Here is a 15,596-nt window from a genome sequence, read left to right as displayed (position 1 = left end):
GTTGCCCACCCTTCTCACCCCTCCCACCCGGCTCTCCCCGCCCACGAGATCCTCCCCATCCCACCCCTCGGACCCCGCCTTCCCCATCCCACCCATCGCACCCATCCCACCCCTCCCCATCCCACCCCCCATCCCACCCATCGAGTTCTGCGTAGTTGTTGCCACGTGGCCGGGATGGCACGTGAACGTAGAAGTCGCTGGTGGGATGGGTGCTGGCGGGGTCGGTCGCCGGGCGGGGGTCGTTGACGGAGAGCTGGCCGGTGATTGCTGGTGAGGGTCGGGCGAGCTCTGCGAAGTTGTTGCCACGTGGCCGGGATGGCACGTGAACGCAGAAGTCGCCAGTGGGTCCGGTCTCCGGAGGGGGTGGTCGCCGGAGGGGGCGCCGGGGACCGACAGGGGAAGGCACCGACGGGGGAGGGCCGCCGACAGGGGAAGGCACCAGCGGGCACCGCCCGCCGCAAGGCTCCGTCGCCGGCAGGGCCCGGCCGCCGGCGGTCCCCGTCGTCGGCGGGGCCGGGCCGCCGACTGGCCCCGTCGCCGGCAGGGCCCAGCGGATGCCGGCGGCAGTGGGGGCTGGCGGGGTGGACGGCGCGGCCCCTGCCGGCCCGGGGGCGGGAGCCTCAGCCCTTGACGGCGCCGGCGGCGAGCCCTTGCACGTAGAACCGCTGCAGGCTGACGTAGAGGACGATGCAGGGGATCATCGCGATCACCGCACCGGCCACCAGCTGCCCGAAATCGACCTCCCCGTACGTGCCGACCTGGATGTTCAGCAGGGCGATGGGGAGGGTGAAGTACTTCTCCGTGGTCAGGAAGGTCAGCGCCCCCAGGAATTCGGTCCACGAGGTCAGGAACGCGTAGAGCGCAGCGCTGGCGATGCCGGGCAGCAGCAGGGGCCGCAGCACGCTGGTCAGCATGCGGGCGGTCCCGGCTCCGTCGATGATCGCGGAGTCCTCCAGGGCCTGCGGCACCGTGTCGAAGGTGTTCTTCATGAGGAAGATGCCGAACGGCAGGGCGAAGTTCGTGGAGAAGAGCGTCAGCCCGAGCAGGGAGTCCGTCAGTCCCACGGAGTTCATCAGGAGGTACAGCGGCGTGAGGATCGCCTGGAACGGCACCATCATCGACAGCAGGATGAGGCTGAACGCCACCCGGGAGCCGCGGAAGCCGAACTTCGAGAACCCGTACCCGGCGAGCGTCGCCACCACCGCGGTCAGGACCGCGGTGGACAGCGAGACGATGATGCTGTTGAGGATGGGCCGCAGCATCGCGCCCTCCGGGGACAGGAAGAAGGAGAAGTTGTCCCACGTCAGGGTGAACGTCTCCGCGAGGTCCGGGGTCCCGAGAATCACCTCATGGGGCTGGAAGGCCCGCAGGATCGACCACAGCAGGGGGATGGTGAAGATCAGCGCGAACACCGCGCCGAGGATCACGTAGGGGACTCGACGGCGGTCCTTGGTGGCCGGACGAGAGCTGCTCATCACGTGTCACTCCCTCTCAGCAGGACGAACTGGACGGCGGTGATCAGTGCGGTGAAGACGACGAGGATCAAGGAGATCGCGGTCGCGGATCCGAGCTGGAGCTCGACGAACGCCCGGTTGTAGATGTGGCCGACGATGGTGGTGGTGTCCGTGCCCGGGCCACCCTTGGTGAGGATGAAGAACTGGTTGAAGGCCAGGAACGAGCCGATCACGGAGATGATCAGCGACATCGCGATCGCGGGACGGATGATCGGGACCGTGATCGACAGCTCGCGGCGCAGCCAGCCCGCCCCGTCGATGTCAGCGGCCTCGTAGACCTCCGCCGGGACGCCCTGCATCGCCGACAGCAGCAGGATCATGGTCAGGCCCGGCACCGCCCAGATCACCAGGAGCGACAGCAGGATCGTCCCCAGCACGCCGTCCAGCAGCCAGGCGGTGCTCCCGTCGGTGATCCCGAGCGCCTCGAGGATCCGGTTGATCGCGCCGGAGTCGGGCTGGGCCTCGAGCACCAGCATGTAGCTCAGGGTGGTCAGGCCGACGACGAAGGGGAGGAAGAAGACTGTGCGCAGGAACGTCGAACCCCGGCGGTTGGCGCGCACGAGCACGGCCAGACCGTAGCCCAGCAGCAGGATGGGGACGGTGACGATGCCGGTGTAGATCAGCGTGTAGCGCAGCGCCTTCCACATGCCGGGGTCCTGCAGCGCCTGCCGGTAGTTCTCCAGCCCGATGAAGCGGTACTCCCCGATCAGGGGCCAGTTCGTGAAGGAGATGTAGACCGCGAACCCCAGCGGGATCAGGGCGAAGAACGCGACGAGGGCGATCGCAGGGGCGACCAGCAGCATCCCGGTCGCGGGGCGATGGGTCAGGGAGCGGGGTCTACGGGAACGACGGGAACGTGGGGAACGACGGGGTCGACGGGAGCGTCCGGACGCGGTCCGTCCGGTCGAGGGATCGACTCCGGCGGGCCCCGGCAGCGACTCGTCCTCGAGTGCGGTCATGGCGGGCTCCTAGAGCTGGGTCTGGGTGAGGATGCGGTCGTACTCGGACTGGGCCTCGGCCAGAGCGCCGGGGGTATCGCCGTCGAACACGGCGCGGCGGATCATCGCCAGCCACGGGCTGGAGGACTGGTTGTAGAGCAGGTTGTAGGCGAGGGACGAGGGTACATAGCCCTCGTCGAGCTGCCTGACCGGCACGGTCGCCTGCTCGTACCTCGCGGAGAAATCGGCATCGGCGCTGTCGGACCGGATCGGCATGTATCCGCTGGCCGGCAGGGAGCGCTGGACCTCGAGCTCCAGGGTGTAGCGCATGAACTGCCAGGCGCCGGAGGCGTTCGCGGCGCCGTTGAGGATGCACATGTTGTCCCCGCCGGAGAACGTGGCCTTCCCTCCGTCCGGTCCGGGCACGAGCACGTTCTGGGAGAGGGGGCGGAAGGACTCGTCGGCCTCCGCCACGGCGGGACCGTAGGCGGACGGGAGGAAGACGACCTCCCCGGAGCGGTAGGCGTTGCCCCACTGGGCGCCGTCGGCGACGTAGGTGCGCCGGGGGACCAGCTCGTCGACCCAGAGCTGGCGGTGGAACTCCAGGACCGCCTCGACGACGTCGTTGCCGAGGACGTTGCCCGATTGGTCCCCGAGGTCCCCGGAGATCAGGTCGGTGCCCGCCGCCCAGATCATCGGCTGGATCGTGAAGCCCATCGCCCCGGAGGCGTTGCCGGGGAACGCCCACGGACGGACGTCCGGCAGGGCGGTCTTCAACGACTGGCACGTCGCCATCAGCGACTCCAGGCTCCCGGAGACCTCGGCCAGCTCGAACCCGGCCCTGCCCAGCAGATCCGTGTTCGCGAAGAGCGTCGAGTAGTCCCCCAGGAACGGGGTGCCGTAGATCCGGTCCTCGTGCGTGAGCAGACCCATGTGGCCGGCGGAGAGCGCATCGCGGAAGGGCAGCGCCGCCACCAGATCGGTGAGGTCGGCGAAGGCGTCGCGCACGTAGAACAGCGGGCAGTTGATGAGGTCGACGTCGACGAGGTCCGGGACGGAGCCGCCGCGGATCGAGGTGGCGAGCTTGGTGACGTACTGGGCGTCCGGGATGGGCAGAACCTGCACCTCCAGGTCCTCGTGCTGCTCGTTGAACGACGCGGCGGCCGCCTGGACACCCGTCTGCGTCGCAGAGCGGCACCAGGCGGTCACCGTCCCGGTCGCGTCCTGCCCGAATCCGTCGGCGGTGGTGTCGACGGGCGGGAGCGTGCCCGCGCAGGCGGCGAGGGCGCTCAGACCCGCGCCGGCCGCGCCGAGCGTGAGCCCGCCGGTCAGGAGACGGCGCCGCGAGAGCATCAGTCGGCCTCGAGGGGCAGCCACACTCGCATGGGGCCGACGGAGCGGTTGGCCCAGGCGTAGTACGGGATCGCCGACCAGGTGGCGGGGGTGCGGGTCACCTCGGCGTCGACGCTGCCGTGGACGGGGTAGGGCCACGCCGCCGCCGCGGGTGAGACGGTGACCGCACTGCCGGAGACGGCCAGCGGCACCGCGCCGTCGAGGGCGGGGACCGGCGCGCCGGGTACCGGGTCCACGCCCGGGTCCACGGCCGCGTCGTCGACCGAGGCCGCGCCGTCCTGGTCCTCGTTCTCGATCGCGTAGACGAGGGGGCCGCGCTCGAGGGCGACGGCGCCGCGGGAGGCGTCGAGGCGGTGGTGGGTGCCGACGAAGCGCGCGGCGAGGTCCAGGCGCAGCTCGATCACGTCGCCGGCCTGGAAGGTCGTGCGGATCTCGGCACTGGTGGGGCCCGGGGTGCCGGCGCCGGCCGACGGGAGCGGCACCTCGGTGCCGCGGTGGGTGAGCTGCGCGCCCTCGCGCGACCAGGCGGGGATCCGCAGCGTGAGGGCGCGCACCTCCGCGGGGGCCTCCTCGACGGTGATCCGCACCAGACCGTCGGCGGGGTACTCGGTCGTCACCGACACGCGCAGTCGGCCGGGCCCCTCGCCGGCGGACCACGTGCCGGTGGCGTACTGATGGAGCTGCAGGCCGTCGGGGGTGGCGGTGGCGGCGAGGTGGTCGAGGCTCGCGACGGTGCGCATGATGTTCGGCGGGCAGCAGGCGCAGTCGAACCAGGCACGTCGGCCGTGGGCGATCGAACGGCCCTGGTCGGCTGTGGCACCCTCGCGCAGCTGCAGGGAGTTGACGTAGAAGAACTCGGTGCCGGCCAGGGAGACGCCGGGCAGGAAGGCGTTGAACAGGAGACGCTCGATCGCCTCGGCGTACTGCGCCTTGCCGGTGGCCAGCAGCAGACGCCAGGCCCACTGGATCGCGCCGATGGCGGCGCAGGTCTCGGCGTAGCCGCGGTCGGTGGTCATCTCGAAGGGGTCGCCGAACGCCTCCCAGTCCCAGCGGGCACCCATGCCGCCGGTGACGTAGGTCTTGGTGGCCATCAGGTCCGCGAACACCGACTCGGCTCGGGCCAGCAGATCGACGTCACCGTCCTCGATCGCCTGGTCGGTCGCACCGGCGAAGAGGTACAGGGCGCGGACCGCATGGCCCTCGACGGAGCGGGCCTCGCGCACCGGCACGCCGGCGGAGAAGTACTCCGGCCCCGGCGCGGCGCCGGGGAAGCGCTCCTCGCCGCCGCGGACGTCGAGGAGGAACCGGGCCAGGTCGAGGATCTCGTCGCGGCCGGTGAGGCGGTACAGCTCGATCAGCGCCATCTCGATCACGGGATGGCCGCAGGTGGAGTGGCGTGCCGCGGGCCCGAAGACGGTGCGCAGATGCTCGACGATCCGCAGCGCGACGGCGAGCAGCTCGTCGTCACCGGCGCTGCGGGACAGGGCGACCGCCGCCTGGATGAGATGGCCGTAGCAGTACAGCTCGTGGTCCCAGGCCATGGAGGAGTAGCGGTCCTCGGGGGCGTGGCGCAGGGTGTGCACGCTGTTGAGGTAGCCGTCGCTCTGCTGCGCGGCCGCGATCATCGCCGTGGCCTCACGGGCCATGGCGCGGAGGTCGGGGTCCTCCTCGCGCCCCAGCTCCAAGGCGACGGCCTCGAGCCACTTGTAGGCGTCGGAGTCCTGGAAGATCATGCCGGAGGCCTCGCCCGACTCCGTCCCGCCGACGATGCGGAAATTGCGCAGCGTGCCGGAGTCCTCGAGCTGCTCGTATCCCGCCCGCAGGGCGTCGGCCCGGTTGCGCTGCTGACGGATGTGCCAGAAGCCGCCGGTGATCCGGGCGTCGCCGGGAGCGAGTGGGCGGCGGGCGGCGCTCGCGTGAGCGGTGGGGATCGCGGGGGCGGCGAGCGCGGTCGGAGCCGTGGTCATGGAGGTCCTCACAGGAGTGCTTCATTGCGGAAAGTGCGGAAACGAAGTTTCTGTGTCGATAATGGCACGGTCGCCGTCGTGCGACAACCCCCCGCCCCGGGCACGGCGCCCGGACGACGCCAGGAGGACATGTGCCCCACACGCCGACGCCGATGCCCCGCATCGCGGATGTCGCCGAACTCGCCGGAGTGTCCGTGAGCACCGCCTCGAAGGCGCTCAACGACACCGGTCAGCTGCGCGAGGACACCAGGACCCGGGTGAAGGAGGCCGCCGCGAGACTCGGGTTCGTCCCCGGGCGCACCGGACGCGGTCAGGCCGATCCCCGCACCTACACCGTGGGCCTGCTGACCACCGACAGCTTCGGGCGCTTCACCATCCCGCTCCTGCGCGGCGTCGAGGACGCGCTCGCCGCGGGGAGGATGGCGATCATCCTGTGCGACACCCGCGACGACGTCCTGCGCGAACGTCACTACCTGCGGTCCCTGCAGGACAGGCGGGTCGACGGGCTCATCATCACCGGACGCACCACAGACCCCCGCCCCTCGATCGGCCTGGCGATCCCCACCGTCTACGCGCTCTCGCCCTCGGTCGATCCGACGGATCATTCCGTCGTGGTCGACGAGAGCGCCGGGGCGGTGATGGCGGCCGAGCACCTGCAGGCCATGGGGTCCCGGCGGATCGTCCACGTCACCGGCCCGCAGCGGCACCACTCGGCCTCTGAGCGGGCGCTCGCCGTCCAGGACGCGCTCGGGCGATCCCTGATCACCGCGCCCCTGTTCGGTCACTGGTCCGAGGAGTGGGGGCGCCACGCCGTGGACATGCTGCTGACCTCCCACCCCGACGCCGACGCCTTCGTGTGCGGATCCGACCAGATCGCCCGTGGGGTCACCGACCGGCTCCGCGAGCAGGGCGTCGACGTGCCCGGGCAGGTGCGAGTCACCGGCTTCGACAACTGGGACGTGATGGCCCTGGCCTCGCGCCCACCGCTGACCACCGTGGACATGGGGCTCACCGAGCTCGGCCGCCTCGCCGGGAGCACCCTGCTCGACCTCGTCGAGGGCGAAGCAGACCCTCCCCGTCGCCAGGAGCTCCCTCCCCGGCTGGAGGTGCGCGGCTCGAGCCTGTGAGGCGATGGCCGGCCCGCCGACCCGTCGGGCCGCATATCGCGAGCGTATGCGTTGTCGGATACGCCCTCGCAACGTCCCGCTGTCTTGAGTGGAGGCATGAGATCACACCGCACCCTCGCCCCCGCACACCACGCGTCCCGTTCCGTCGGCCCTCGTCGTTCCGGTCGCCGCGCGCGTCCCGCCCGTGCCCTGGGCACCCTCGCGGTGCTCGCTCTCCTGGTGGCGTCCCTGCTGGCCTTCGGCTTCGCCGTCCGAGCGGCCGTGTCGCCGGGCGCCCCGGTGGTCCCGTCGGTGGTCGAGCTGCTCCCGGGAACCGGCCTCGATGAGGACGACGGTCTGCTGCCGTCCGACGAGATCGTCACGGTCTTCGACGACGAACTGCCCGCGGTCGGGAACCTCGACGCGGACCTGCTCGGCGCCCTACGCGCCGCGGCCGCCGACGCCGCGGACGACGGGGTGACGTTCCAGGTCAACAGCGGGTGGCGTTCTGCCGACTACCAGCAGAGCCTGCTCGAGGACGCGATCGATGAGCACGGCTCGCGCGAGGAGGCGGCTCGGTGGGTCGCCACGGCGGAGACCTCCTCGCACGTCACGGGCGACGCGATCGATCTCGGTCCGACCGACGCCACCTCCTGGCTCGCCCAGCACGGCCAGGAGTACGGACTCTGCCGGACCTATGCGAACGAGCCCTGGCACTACGAGCTGCGGTCCGGCACCCCCGATCAGGGGTGTCCGGTGCCGTACGCCGATCCCACCGAGGATCCCAGGCTGTCCTCGTGAGCCGGCGTCGCAACCGGCACCGGGCCGCCCCGGATCATAGGCTCGGCCCATGCGGGTGCTGATCGTGGAGGACGAGACCTACCTGGCCGAGGCCGTGCGCGACGGGCTGCGGCTGGAGGCGATCGCCGCCGACGTGGCCGAGGACGGGGACACCGCCCTCGAGCTCCTCGCCCTCAACGACTACGACGTCGCCGTGCTGGACCGGGACATCCCCGGGCCCTCGGGCGACGAGGTGGCGCGGCGCATCATCGCCGGCGGGTCCGGCACCGCGATCCTCATGCTCACCGCCGCTGACCGGCTCGACGACAAGGAGTCGGGCTTCCAGCTCGGGGCCGATGACTACCTCACCAAGCCCTTCGAGCTGCGCGAGCTGGCGCTGCGCCTGCGGGCGCTCGACCGACGCCGGCCGCGGTACCGGCCCCCGGTGCGCGAGTTCGCCGGGCTGCGGGTGGATCCGTTCCGCCGCGAGGTCTTCCGCGAGGACCGCTACGTGGCGCTCACCCGGAAGCAGTTCGCCGTGCTCGAGGTGCTGGTGGCGGCCGAGGGCGGAGTCGTCAGCGCGGAGGACCTGCTGGCCAGGGCGTGGGACGAGAACGCCGACCCCTTCACCAACGCCGTGCGCATCACGGTCTCGGCGCTGCGCCGGCGGCTCGGGGAGCCGTGGCTGATCCTCACCGTGCCCGGCGTCGGATACCGGATCGACGCGGGGGACGCCCATGACTAGGCCCCCCGGGCCGAGCGTCCGCACCCGTCTGGCCCTGAGCTATGCGCTGTTCCTGATGCTGGCAGGCGCCCTGCTGCTGGCGGTGGTGTGGGTGTTCCTGCTGCGGTACGTGCCGGATTCGGCGATCACCACCCGGGACGGCTTCGTCCCCAACCGCTCGGACCTGATGCGTGCCTTCGCCCCGCCCGCGGGGGCCGCCATGGTCTTCCTGCTCGTGTTCGGTCTGGTGGGAGGCTGGTTCCTGGCCGGCCGCATGCTGGTCCCGCTCGAGCGGATCGGGGAGGCGGCCCGGGCGGCGGCCGACGGGTCGCTCTCCCACCGCGTGCGGATGCCGGGCCCGCAGGACGAGTTCCGGGAGGTCGCCGACACCTTCGACGTCATGCTCGAACGGCTCGAGGACCACGTCGCCCAGCAACGACGCTTCGCCGCGAACGCCTCCCACGAGCTGCGGACGCCCCTGGCGACCTCCCAGGCCCTCCTGGAGGTGGCCCGATCCGACCCGCACGGGACGGATCGCGAACTGGTCGAGCGCCTGCACGCGGTCAACGCCCGGGCGATCGCGGTGACCGAGGCGCTGCTCCTGCTCAGTCGCGCCGAGAACCGCTCCTTCGACCCCGAGGCCGTCGACCTCTCGCTGCTTGCCGAGGAGGCGGCCGAGCAGCTGCTCGAGATGGCGGAGCGCCGCGGCATCACCCTCGAGGTGACGGGCGTGCCCGGGAAGGTGGCCGGCTCGCCCGCTCTCCTGTCGCGCCTGGTCGAGAACCTGATCCAGAACGCGATCGTCCACAACAGCGGGGCCGGCGGATGGGTGGCCGTGCGCCTCAGCAGCGGTCCGAGGGACAGCATCCTCGAGGTCGAGAACACCGGGGCGGTGATCTCCCCGGCGCTCGTGCGGACCCTGGCCGAGCCCTTCCGCCGCGGCACCGACCGCCTCCGTGAGCACCGCGGTGACCACGTCGGAGCCGGCCTGGGGCTCGCGATCGTGCGCAGCATCGTGACCGCCCACGACGGGACGCTCGACCTCAGGCCGCGCACCGCAGGCGGCCTGCTCGCCACGGTGCACCTGCCGCGGACGGGCTGAGCACCCCGCCGGTGCCCGGCCTCCGCGGCGGGGCTGACGGCGGTCGTGTCGGGACGTTCTCGGCCGACGGGCCCGGCGGGGACGGTGGCGGGTTCCGGGGCGCGGATCTCGGCGGTCCGCGCCGGAGCCTTGTGTTCGGGGCCGACGGGGCTTAAGCTCCTTCGCTCTCCCTCCAGAACCCCGGTCGATCCCGCGCGCCAGCACGCGCAGAGACATCCCGCGCGCCCGCACGCGCAGAGACGGAGCCCCTGCATGCCCGAAACCGGCCAGCCCGACCGCACGCCCCAGAACGCAGACCAGCCCGCTGCCGGGCAGCCCGGCTCCGTCCATCAGCCCACCGACCAGCCCACCGACGAGCCCACCGACGAGCGCACCGATCGACCTACCGACCGACCCACCGACCAGCGCGCCGACGAGCCCACTGACCGTCCCACCGATCGCCCCACCGCTGACCCTCGTGCCGCCGAGCAGCACCACGTCGACCGTGCCTACGCCCGCCTGGACGCGGAGCTCACCCAGCTGCTCGAGCGCCAGGACGACGCCCTGGCCCGGCCCGCTCACGACGGCGTCGCCCTGAACGAGCGCGATGCCGAGGTGCGCCGACTCGGCGCACGGCGCACGGCCCTGCAGCACGCCGAGCACGCGGCGATCTTCGGGCGCCTGGACCGCGAGAACGGCATGCAGCTGCACATCGGCCCCGTCGGGATCCGCGACGGCGATCAGCGTCTGGTCATCGACTGGCGCGCCCCCGCCGCCGAACCGTTCTACACCGCCACCGCCCGTGCTCCGCAGGGTCTGCGCCGCCGCCGGCACCTCACGATCGAGGACCGCACCGTCGTCCACGTCGACGACGACCTCCTCGGCGGTGCCGACGACGCCGCACAGGCCGAGGGCGTCGCGGGCGAGGGCGCGCTGCTGCGCGCGCTGAGCCGCTCGCGCGACGGGCGCATGCACGAGGCCGTGGCCACGTTGCAGGCCGAGCAGGATGCGATCGTGCGCGCCCCGCGCTCGGGCGTGCTGGTCGTCCAGGGAGCCCCCGGCACCGGCAAGACCGTCGTCGCCCTCCACCGCGCCGCCTACCTGCTGTACAGCGCACCGGAGGTGCTGCGCCGCGGCGTGCTGGTCATCGGCCCGTCGGCCCGCTTCCTGCACTACATCGGTGATGTGCTGCCCGCCCTCGGCGAGACCAACGTCGTCACCGGCACCATCGCCTCCCTGCTGCCGGGACTGGACGACGTCGGCCCCGCCGCACCCGAGGTGGCCCGCCTGCTGGGCGATGCCGCCATGGCCGAGACCGTCGGCGCCTTCCTCACCTCCCTCCAGGGGGCGAGCTCCCCTCAGGGCCGCACCCTGGTCTGGGACGGCGACGAGGTGCTGATCCCGCGGGAGACGATCGAGCGCGCCACCGACCGGGCGCAGAAGCAGCACGAGCACCACAACGACGCGCGTGAGGTCTTCGTCGAGGTGCTCCTCGGTGAGCTCACCGCCCTGGTCGCCGAGGCCGACGCGACCCTGCTCGCCGACGTCGAGACCGGCTTCGAGGCGGAGGTCGGACGCCTGGACGCCGCCCTGGACCGCAACCCCGACGCCGTCGGCCCGCGCCAGGACGAGGAGGATCGCGCCGGCGAGGAGGCGCTCACCGAAGCGCAGCTGCGCGCCGAGCTGGCCGCCGACGAGGCCGTGCGCGAGGCGCTCGATGAGCTGTGGCCGCAGCTGACCGCGGAGCGGGCCATCACCTGGATGCTGCGCGAGGGCCTCGACGAACGGACCGCACCGCAGCTCGATGCCGCCGAGCGCGAGCTCCTGGCCGCCACGGCGGAGGAACCCTGGACCGTGGCCCATGTGCCGTTGCTGGACGAGGCCGCCGAGCTGCTCGGGGAGGAGGACGCCGACGAGACGGCGGCCGCCGAGACCGCCCGGCGCCGACGTGTCGACCATGCTCGACGGGTGATCGCCTCGACCCCGGACCTCGCCGGGCTGGTCTCCGCCGACGAGCTCGCCGAACGCTCCGCCGAGGCCGACACCCGCGACCTCGCCACCCGTGCGCTCGCCGACCGCACCTGGGTGTACGGGCACGTGATCGTCGACGAGGCCCAGGAGCTCACGCCCATGCAGTGGCGGATGCTCGCCCGGCGCTGCCCCGTGAAGTCCATGACTGTGGTCGGCGACATCGCCCAGACCTCCGCCGACCTCGCGAGCACCACCTGGGCCGAGCGCCTCGCCGAGCTGCGCACCACGCCGCGCCTGGAGGAGCTGAGCATCTGCTACCGCTCCCCGCGCGAGCTCGTCGAAGCGGTCGAGCCCTTGCTCCGGGAACTGCGTCCCGGTGCGCGGCGCCTGGACGCCGTGCGCGCCACCGGACATCGCCCGGTGATCGCCGACGGCGTGGCTGATGGGGTGGCCGACGGGGGTGCCGACGGAGTGCCCGACAAGGATGCCGACGGGGTGGCCGACGAGGGTGCCGACAGGGTGACCGACGAGGGTGCCGACAGAGTGCCCGACGGAGTGTCCGACGAGAGTGCCGGTGGGGTGGCCGGCAGGGTGGCCGACGAGAGTGCCGGTGGGGTGGCCGGCAGGGTGGCCGACGAGGAGGAGCAGGTCATGGCGTGGGCTCGGGCCGAACGGGGCACCGACCGCTGCGCGCTGCTCACCCCCGACGTGCCGCAGATGCTCGGGGTGCTCGAGGCTGCGGGGATCCAGGCCTCGCCCGAGGATCTGCGGGCCCACCTGGTGGTCCTCGCCCCGGAGGCGGCCAAGGGGCTGGAGTTCGACCACGTGCTGGTCCACGCCCCGGACCGCATCGTCCAGGAGTCGGGCCTGGCCACGCTCTACGTCGCCCTCACCCGCGCGACGGCGACCTTGGCCGTGGTGCAGGCCGGGCCGATCGGGACCGACCTCGGCGAGGCGTGGGAGCGGAGGTCGCTGCGCACCGCTCGGGCGTGAGGTCATCGCCCTCCTGGTCGAGTTCTGCGAAGTCGGTGCCACCTGGCGTCTTGGCAACAGTTGTGCAGAAGTCGGCGGGCTGGGGCGGCGTCGGCCCGCTGACGGGCGGCTCACCCTGCCCGCCGCCCGTTGACGGGCGGGTCGCCCTGCCTGCCCGCCTGCCCGCCCGCTGCCGGGTCAGCCCTCCCGCGCCGCGCGGAACGCGGGGAGCACGACCTCCTCCCGCAGCGCCGCCCGCGCCTCGGCCGGGGCGAAACCGGCGTCGAGCCCGGTGAGCACCACCTGCTCGAGATCCGCGAGGCCCCAGTCGAAGGCGTCGGCGACCAACGTCATCTCCCGCGAGGTGCAGGTGCGACTCATCAGGCGATTGTCGCTGCTCAGCGCGACGGCGAACCCATGGCGGTGCAGGGCCCCAGCGGCGTGGGTCGCGAGGTCCTGGGCGGCACCGGTCTGCAGGTTCGAGCTCGGGCACACCTCGAGGCAGATCTGCTCGCGGTGCACGCGCGCAGCGAGGGGTCGGAAGCTCGCGGTGGGGCCCGACGGCACGTGCGCTCCCGCAGTGTCCGGGACGCCGACGGCGCCATCCGACCGGCCGGTGTGCCGGACGTCCGCAGCCTCGTCGACGTCCTCGAGCAGCCGCACCCCGTGCCCGATCCGCTCGGCCCCGCAGTCCAGGGCATCCGCGATCGAGGCGGGCCCGTCGGCCTCCCCGGCGTGGATCGTCACGTGGACCCCGTGGCGCCGTGCTCGCTCGAACTGCGAGCGGAACCGGGAGGCCGGGAACCCTGCCTCCGGCCCGGCGAGATCCAGCCCCACCACTCCGTCCTCGCGCCGCGCGATGGCGAGGTCGACGAGGTCCTCGGTGGGGTCGTTCTGGCGCAGGTAGGCCAGCAGCTGGCCGACCACGATCCGCGTCCCGGCCCGTCGTGCGTCGGCCGCGCCCTCGTCGAGCCCGTCCTGGACGGCCTGGACGGCCTCCTCGAGGCCGAGCCCGCCCTCCGTGTGCTGGTGCGGTGCCCAGCGGGTCTCGGCGTAGACCACCCCGTCGGCCGCCATGTCCTCGACGAACTCACGGGCGATGCGGCGCAGCGCGGGAGCGGTCTGCATCAGGGCCAGGGTGCGCTCGAAGGTGGAGAGGTAGGACGGCAGGGAGCCGGAGTCGGCCGCGGCGTGGAACCAGTCGGCCACGTCCTGTGAGGTGGGGACCATGGCGCCGCCGGGCACGTCGAGGGAGCCGTCGGCCTCCCGGGCCGGCGCGATCGGGGGCGGCGCGATGCCGAGCTCGGCGCACAGCTCGAGCACGGTGCCCGGGCGCAGCCCGCCGTCGAGATGGTCGTGCAGGGCGACCTTGGGCAGGGAGCGCACGAGCGCGGGGGTGAGGTGGTGCATCCGGGCAGGATACGGCGTGGCGGTGGAAGCGTGCCTCACTCGGCCCGCGGCCGCCCCCATACCGCCGCGAGGCGGGCTCCGTCCGGTGGGAAGCGGCGGCTGCCCATCACGCCGCACCGATCACGCCGGCCCCGACGATTCTGCGGAAGTTCACGTGAGCGCTACCAGGACTGGCTACGGTCGCCGATGATCACCCCTCCGTCCCCGGGAGCTCCTCCATGCCGGCATCCGCCGCCCCGCCCGCCCTCAGCCGTCGCCGCTTGCTCCAGGCCGGCGGCGCCTCCGCCGCCGTGATCGCCCTGGGCATCAACGCCCCGGACGCGGTCGCCGACCCTCCCCAGAAGGCGGAGGACCTCTTCGCCCTCGGCATCGCCAGCGGTGCCCCGCGACCGGACGGGGCGGTGCTTTGGACCCGCCTGGCCTCGGAGCCTCTGGCCGAGGACGGCCACGGCGGCATCGACCCGCACCCGGTCGGCGTGCGGTGGCAGGTCGCCACCGACGTCGAGTTCTCGCAGATCCTCCGGCACGGCCAGGCGCTCGCCCAGCCGGAGCTCGCCCATGCCGTCCACCCGCGGGTGGAGGGCCTGGAGCCGGCCACCGAGTACTTCTACCGCTTCCTGGTGGGTCCGCAGACCAGCCCCGTCGGCCGTTTCCGCACCCTGCCCGCCGACGGCGCCGAGGTCGAATCCTTCGCGTTCGGAGTGGTCTCCTGCCAGGCCTGGTACCACGGGAACTTCACCGCCCACCGTCACCTGGCCGCGGAAGAGGAGCTGGACCTGGTCGTCTTCGCGGGCGACTACATCTACGAGTACGGCATCACGGAGTCGAACCTGTGGCGCCAGGGCGCCGAGGTCACGGCCGCGCACACCGTCGAGACCGAGACGCTCGAGCAGTACCGCCTGCGCTACTCCCTGTTCAAGACCGATCCCCATCTGCAGGCGGTGCATGCCCGGGTGCCGGCGGTCGCCGTCTGGGACGACCACGAGGTGCAGAACGACTACTCCGGCACCGGATCCAGCACCGGCATCCCCGAGGACCTGTTCGCCCACCGCATCGCGGTCGCCTATCGTGCCTTCTACGAGAACATGCCGCTGGACGTCGAGGCCCTCCCCGACGGGCCGGACACCGACATCACCACCGGCTTCGACGTCGGCTCCCTGGCACGGTTCTCCCTGCTGGACACCCGGCAGTTCCGCGACCCGGAGCCGGTGGACGAGGCGGACCGGCAGGACGAGCAGCGCACGATGCTCGGCGCGGAGCAGGAGGCGTGGATCAGCCGGCGGCTCGAGAGCTCGCCGACCACCTGGAACCTCCTGGCCAGCGGCGTGGTCCTCGCTGCGGTGAGCGATGACCGGGTGGACATGTGGGACGGCTATCCGGCCGCCCGCCGGCGCCTCCTGGAGGCGTTGGGCACGGCGTCCAATCCCGTCGTGCTCTCCGGCGACATCCATAAGCACGTCGCGGCGGAGGTGCGCGCGGACTACGAGGACCCCGACGCCGCCACGATCGGGGTCGAGCTGGTGTGCACCTCGGTGGCCTCCGACGGCGACGGCGCGAAGGACGACGAGTACACCGAGGACTGGCTGCGCCATGAGTACGTGAGGCATTACGACGGCCGACGCGGCTACCTGCACGTGCGTCTGAGCCCGGAGGAGATGGTCTCCAGCTTCCACGTCGTGGACTGGGTCGAGGCCGACGACACCGCCCCGAAGCAGCTTTCGGTCCGCTACACCACCGCGGTCGACGACCCCGGCCTGATCCAGGTCTGACAGGAGCCCCG

11 protein-coding genes are annotated in these 15,596 nt (G+C 72.5%); 6 read left to right on the top strand and 5 right to left on the bottom strand.

Annotated features, from left to right (window positions below; translation table 11 throughout):
* Positions 1-620: 620 nt before the first annotated feature.
* Genes BH708_RS10940 through BH708_RS10925 form a run of 4 tightly spaced genes read right to left on the bottom strand, consistent with a single transcriptional unit; the run spans position 621 to position 5,772 of the window.
* Positions 621-1,475 carry a carbohydrate ABC transporter permease gene (locus BH708_RS10940; RefSeq protein ID WP_076808654.1) on the bottom strand — a complete coding sequence of 285 codons (855 nt, stop codon included), beginning with the start codon at positions 1,473-1,475 and terminating at the stop codon, positions 621-623.
* A complete protein-coding gene (locus BH708_RS10935) occupies positions 1,475-2,473 on the bottom strand; it encodes a carbohydrate ABC transporter permease (protein WP_083713510.1) in 999 nt (332 codons plus the stop codon). Before BH708_RS10935 ends, BH708_RS10940 begins: the two co-directional genes overlap by 1 nt.
* A gap of 9 nt (positions 2,474-2,482) precedes the next feature.
* Positions 2,483-3,829 (bottom strand): extracellular solute-binding protein, encoded by a 1,347-nt coding sequence (locus BH708_RS10930; protein WP_157235886.1) that lies wholly within the window; start codon positions 3,827-3,829, stop codon positions 2,483-2,485.
* Positions 3,805-5,772, bottom strand: coding sequence for a glycoside hydrolase family 127 protein (locus BH708_RS10925; protein WP_076808653.1), 1,968 nt, complete (start codon positions 5,770-5,772; stop codon positions 3,805-3,807). Before BH708_RS10925 ends, BH708_RS10930 begins: the two co-directional genes overlap by 25 nt.
* 152 nt (positions 5,773-5,924) lie before the next feature.
* On the opposite strand from BH708_RS10925, the gene BH708_RS10920 reads away from it, so the two are divergent.
* The 5 genes from BH708_RS10920 to BH708_RS20140 all read left to right on the top strand — a co-directional run bounded on the left by BH708_RS10920 (position 5,925) and on the right by BH708_RS20140 (position 12,427).
* Positions 5,925-6,899, top strand: a complete 975-nt coding sequence (locus tag BH708_RS10920) for a LacI family DNA-binding transcriptional regulator (RefSeq protein WP_076808651.1) — start codon at positions 5,925-5,927, stop codon at positions 6,897-6,899.
* A gap of 96 nt (positions 6,900-6,995) precedes the next feature.
* A complete protein-coding gene (locus tag BH708_RS10915; protein ID WP_083713505.1) occupies positions 6,996-7,679 on the top strand; it encodes a M15 family metallopeptidase in 684 nt (227 codons plus the stop codon).
* A 49-nt stretch (positions 7,680-7,728) separates the two neighbouring features.
* Positions 7,729-8,403 carry a response regulator transcription factor gene (locus BH708_RS10910; RefSeq protein ID WP_076808650.1) on the top strand — a complete coding sequence of 225 codons (675 nt, stop codon included), beginning with the start codon at positions 7,729-7,731 and terminating at the stop codon, positions 8,401-8,403.
* Complete coding sequence (locus BH708_RS10905; protein WP_076808648.1) at positions 8,396-9,484, top strand: HAMP domain-containing sensor histidine kinase; 1,089 nt, start codon at positions 8,396-8,398, stop codon at positions 9,482-9,484. Before BH708_RS10910 ends, BH708_RS10905 begins: the two co-directional genes overlap by 8 nt.
* Positions 9,485-9,736: 252 nt before the next feature.
* Entirely contained in the window at positions 9,737-12,427 is a 2,691-nt protein-coding gene (locus BH708_RS20140) for an AAA family ATPase (protein ID WP_083713504.1), read from the top strand.
* Positions 12,428-12,604: 177 nt separating this feature from the next.
* On the opposite strand, the gene BH708_RS10895 is transcribed toward BH708_RS20140, so the two are convergent.
* The gene (locus tag BH708_RS10895; RefSeq protein ID WP_076808646.1) at positions 12,605-13,816 is read right to left on the bottom strand and encodes an adenosine deaminase; all 1,212 of its coding nucleotides are present in this window, start codon (positions 13,814-13,816) and stop codon (positions 12,605-12,607) included.
* A 218-nt stretch (positions 13,817-14,034) separates the two neighbouring features.
* Here BH708_RS10895 and BH708_RS10890 point away from each other — a divergent pair, with 218 nt between their 5' ends.
* Positions 14,035-15,585: an alkaline phosphatase gene (locus BH708_RS10890; protein ID WP_076808644.1), complete on the top strand. Its 1,551-nt coding sequence runs from the start codon at positions 14,035-14,037 to the stop codon at positions 15,583-15,585.
* The last annotated feature ends 11 nt before the right edge of the window (positions 15,586-15,596 follow it).

It is taken from the genome of Brachybacterium sp. P6-10-X1, assembly GCF_001969445.1.
Lineage (GTDB): Bacteria > Actinomycetota > Actinomycetes > Actinomycetales > Dermabacteraceae > Brachybacterium.
Note: the sequence above shows the minus strand (reverse complement) of the source record. Positions and strands in the feature narration are given on the sequence as shown.

What these genes read in the sequence shown, in the direction of transcription:
- BH708_RS10940 (WP_076808654.1), bottom strand. Translation starts at nt 1,475, where the DNA reads ATGAGCAGCTCTCGTCCGGCCACCAAGGACCGCCGTCGAGTCCCCTAC.
- BH708_RS10935 (WP_083713510.1), bottom strand. Translation starts at nt 2,473, where the DNA reads ATGACCGCACTCGAGGACGAGTCGCTGCCGGGGCCCGCCGGAGTCGAT.
- BH708_RS10925 (WP_076808653.1), bottom strand. Translation starts at nt 5,772, where the DNA reads ATGACCACGGCTCCGACCGCGCTCGCCGCCCCCGCGATCCCCACCGCT.
- BH708_RS10920 (WP_076808651.1), top strand. Translation starts at nt 5,925, where the DNA reads ATGCCCCGCATCGCGGATGTCGCCGAACTCGCCGGAGTGTCCGTGAGC.
- BH708_RS10915 (WP_083713505.1), top strand. Translation starts at nt 6,996, where the DNA reads ATGAGATCACACCGCACCCTCGCCCCCGCACACCACGCGTCCCGTTCC.
- BH708_RS10910 (WP_076808650.1), top strand. Translation starts at nt 7,729, where the DNA reads ATGCGGGTGCTGATCGTGGAGGACGAGACCTACCTGGCCGAGGCCGTG.
- BH708_RS10905 (WP_076808648.1), top strand. Translation starts at nt 8,396, where the DNA reads ATGACTAGGCCCCCCGGGCCGAGCGTCCGCACCCGTCTGGCCCTGAGC.
- BH708_RS20140 (WP_083713504.1), top strand. Translation starts at nt 9,737, where the DNA reads ATGCCCGAAACCGGCCAGCCCGACCGCACGCCCCAGAACGCAGACCAG.
- BH708_RS10895 (WP_076808646.1), bottom strand. Translation starts at nt 13,816, where the DNA reads ATGCACCACCTCACCCCCGCGCTCGTGCGCTCCCTGCCCAAGGTCGCC.
- BH708_RS10890 (WP_076808644.1), top strand. Translation starts at nt 14,035, where the DNA reads ATGCCGGCATCCGCCGCCCCGCCCGCCCTCAGCCGTCGCCGCTTGCTC.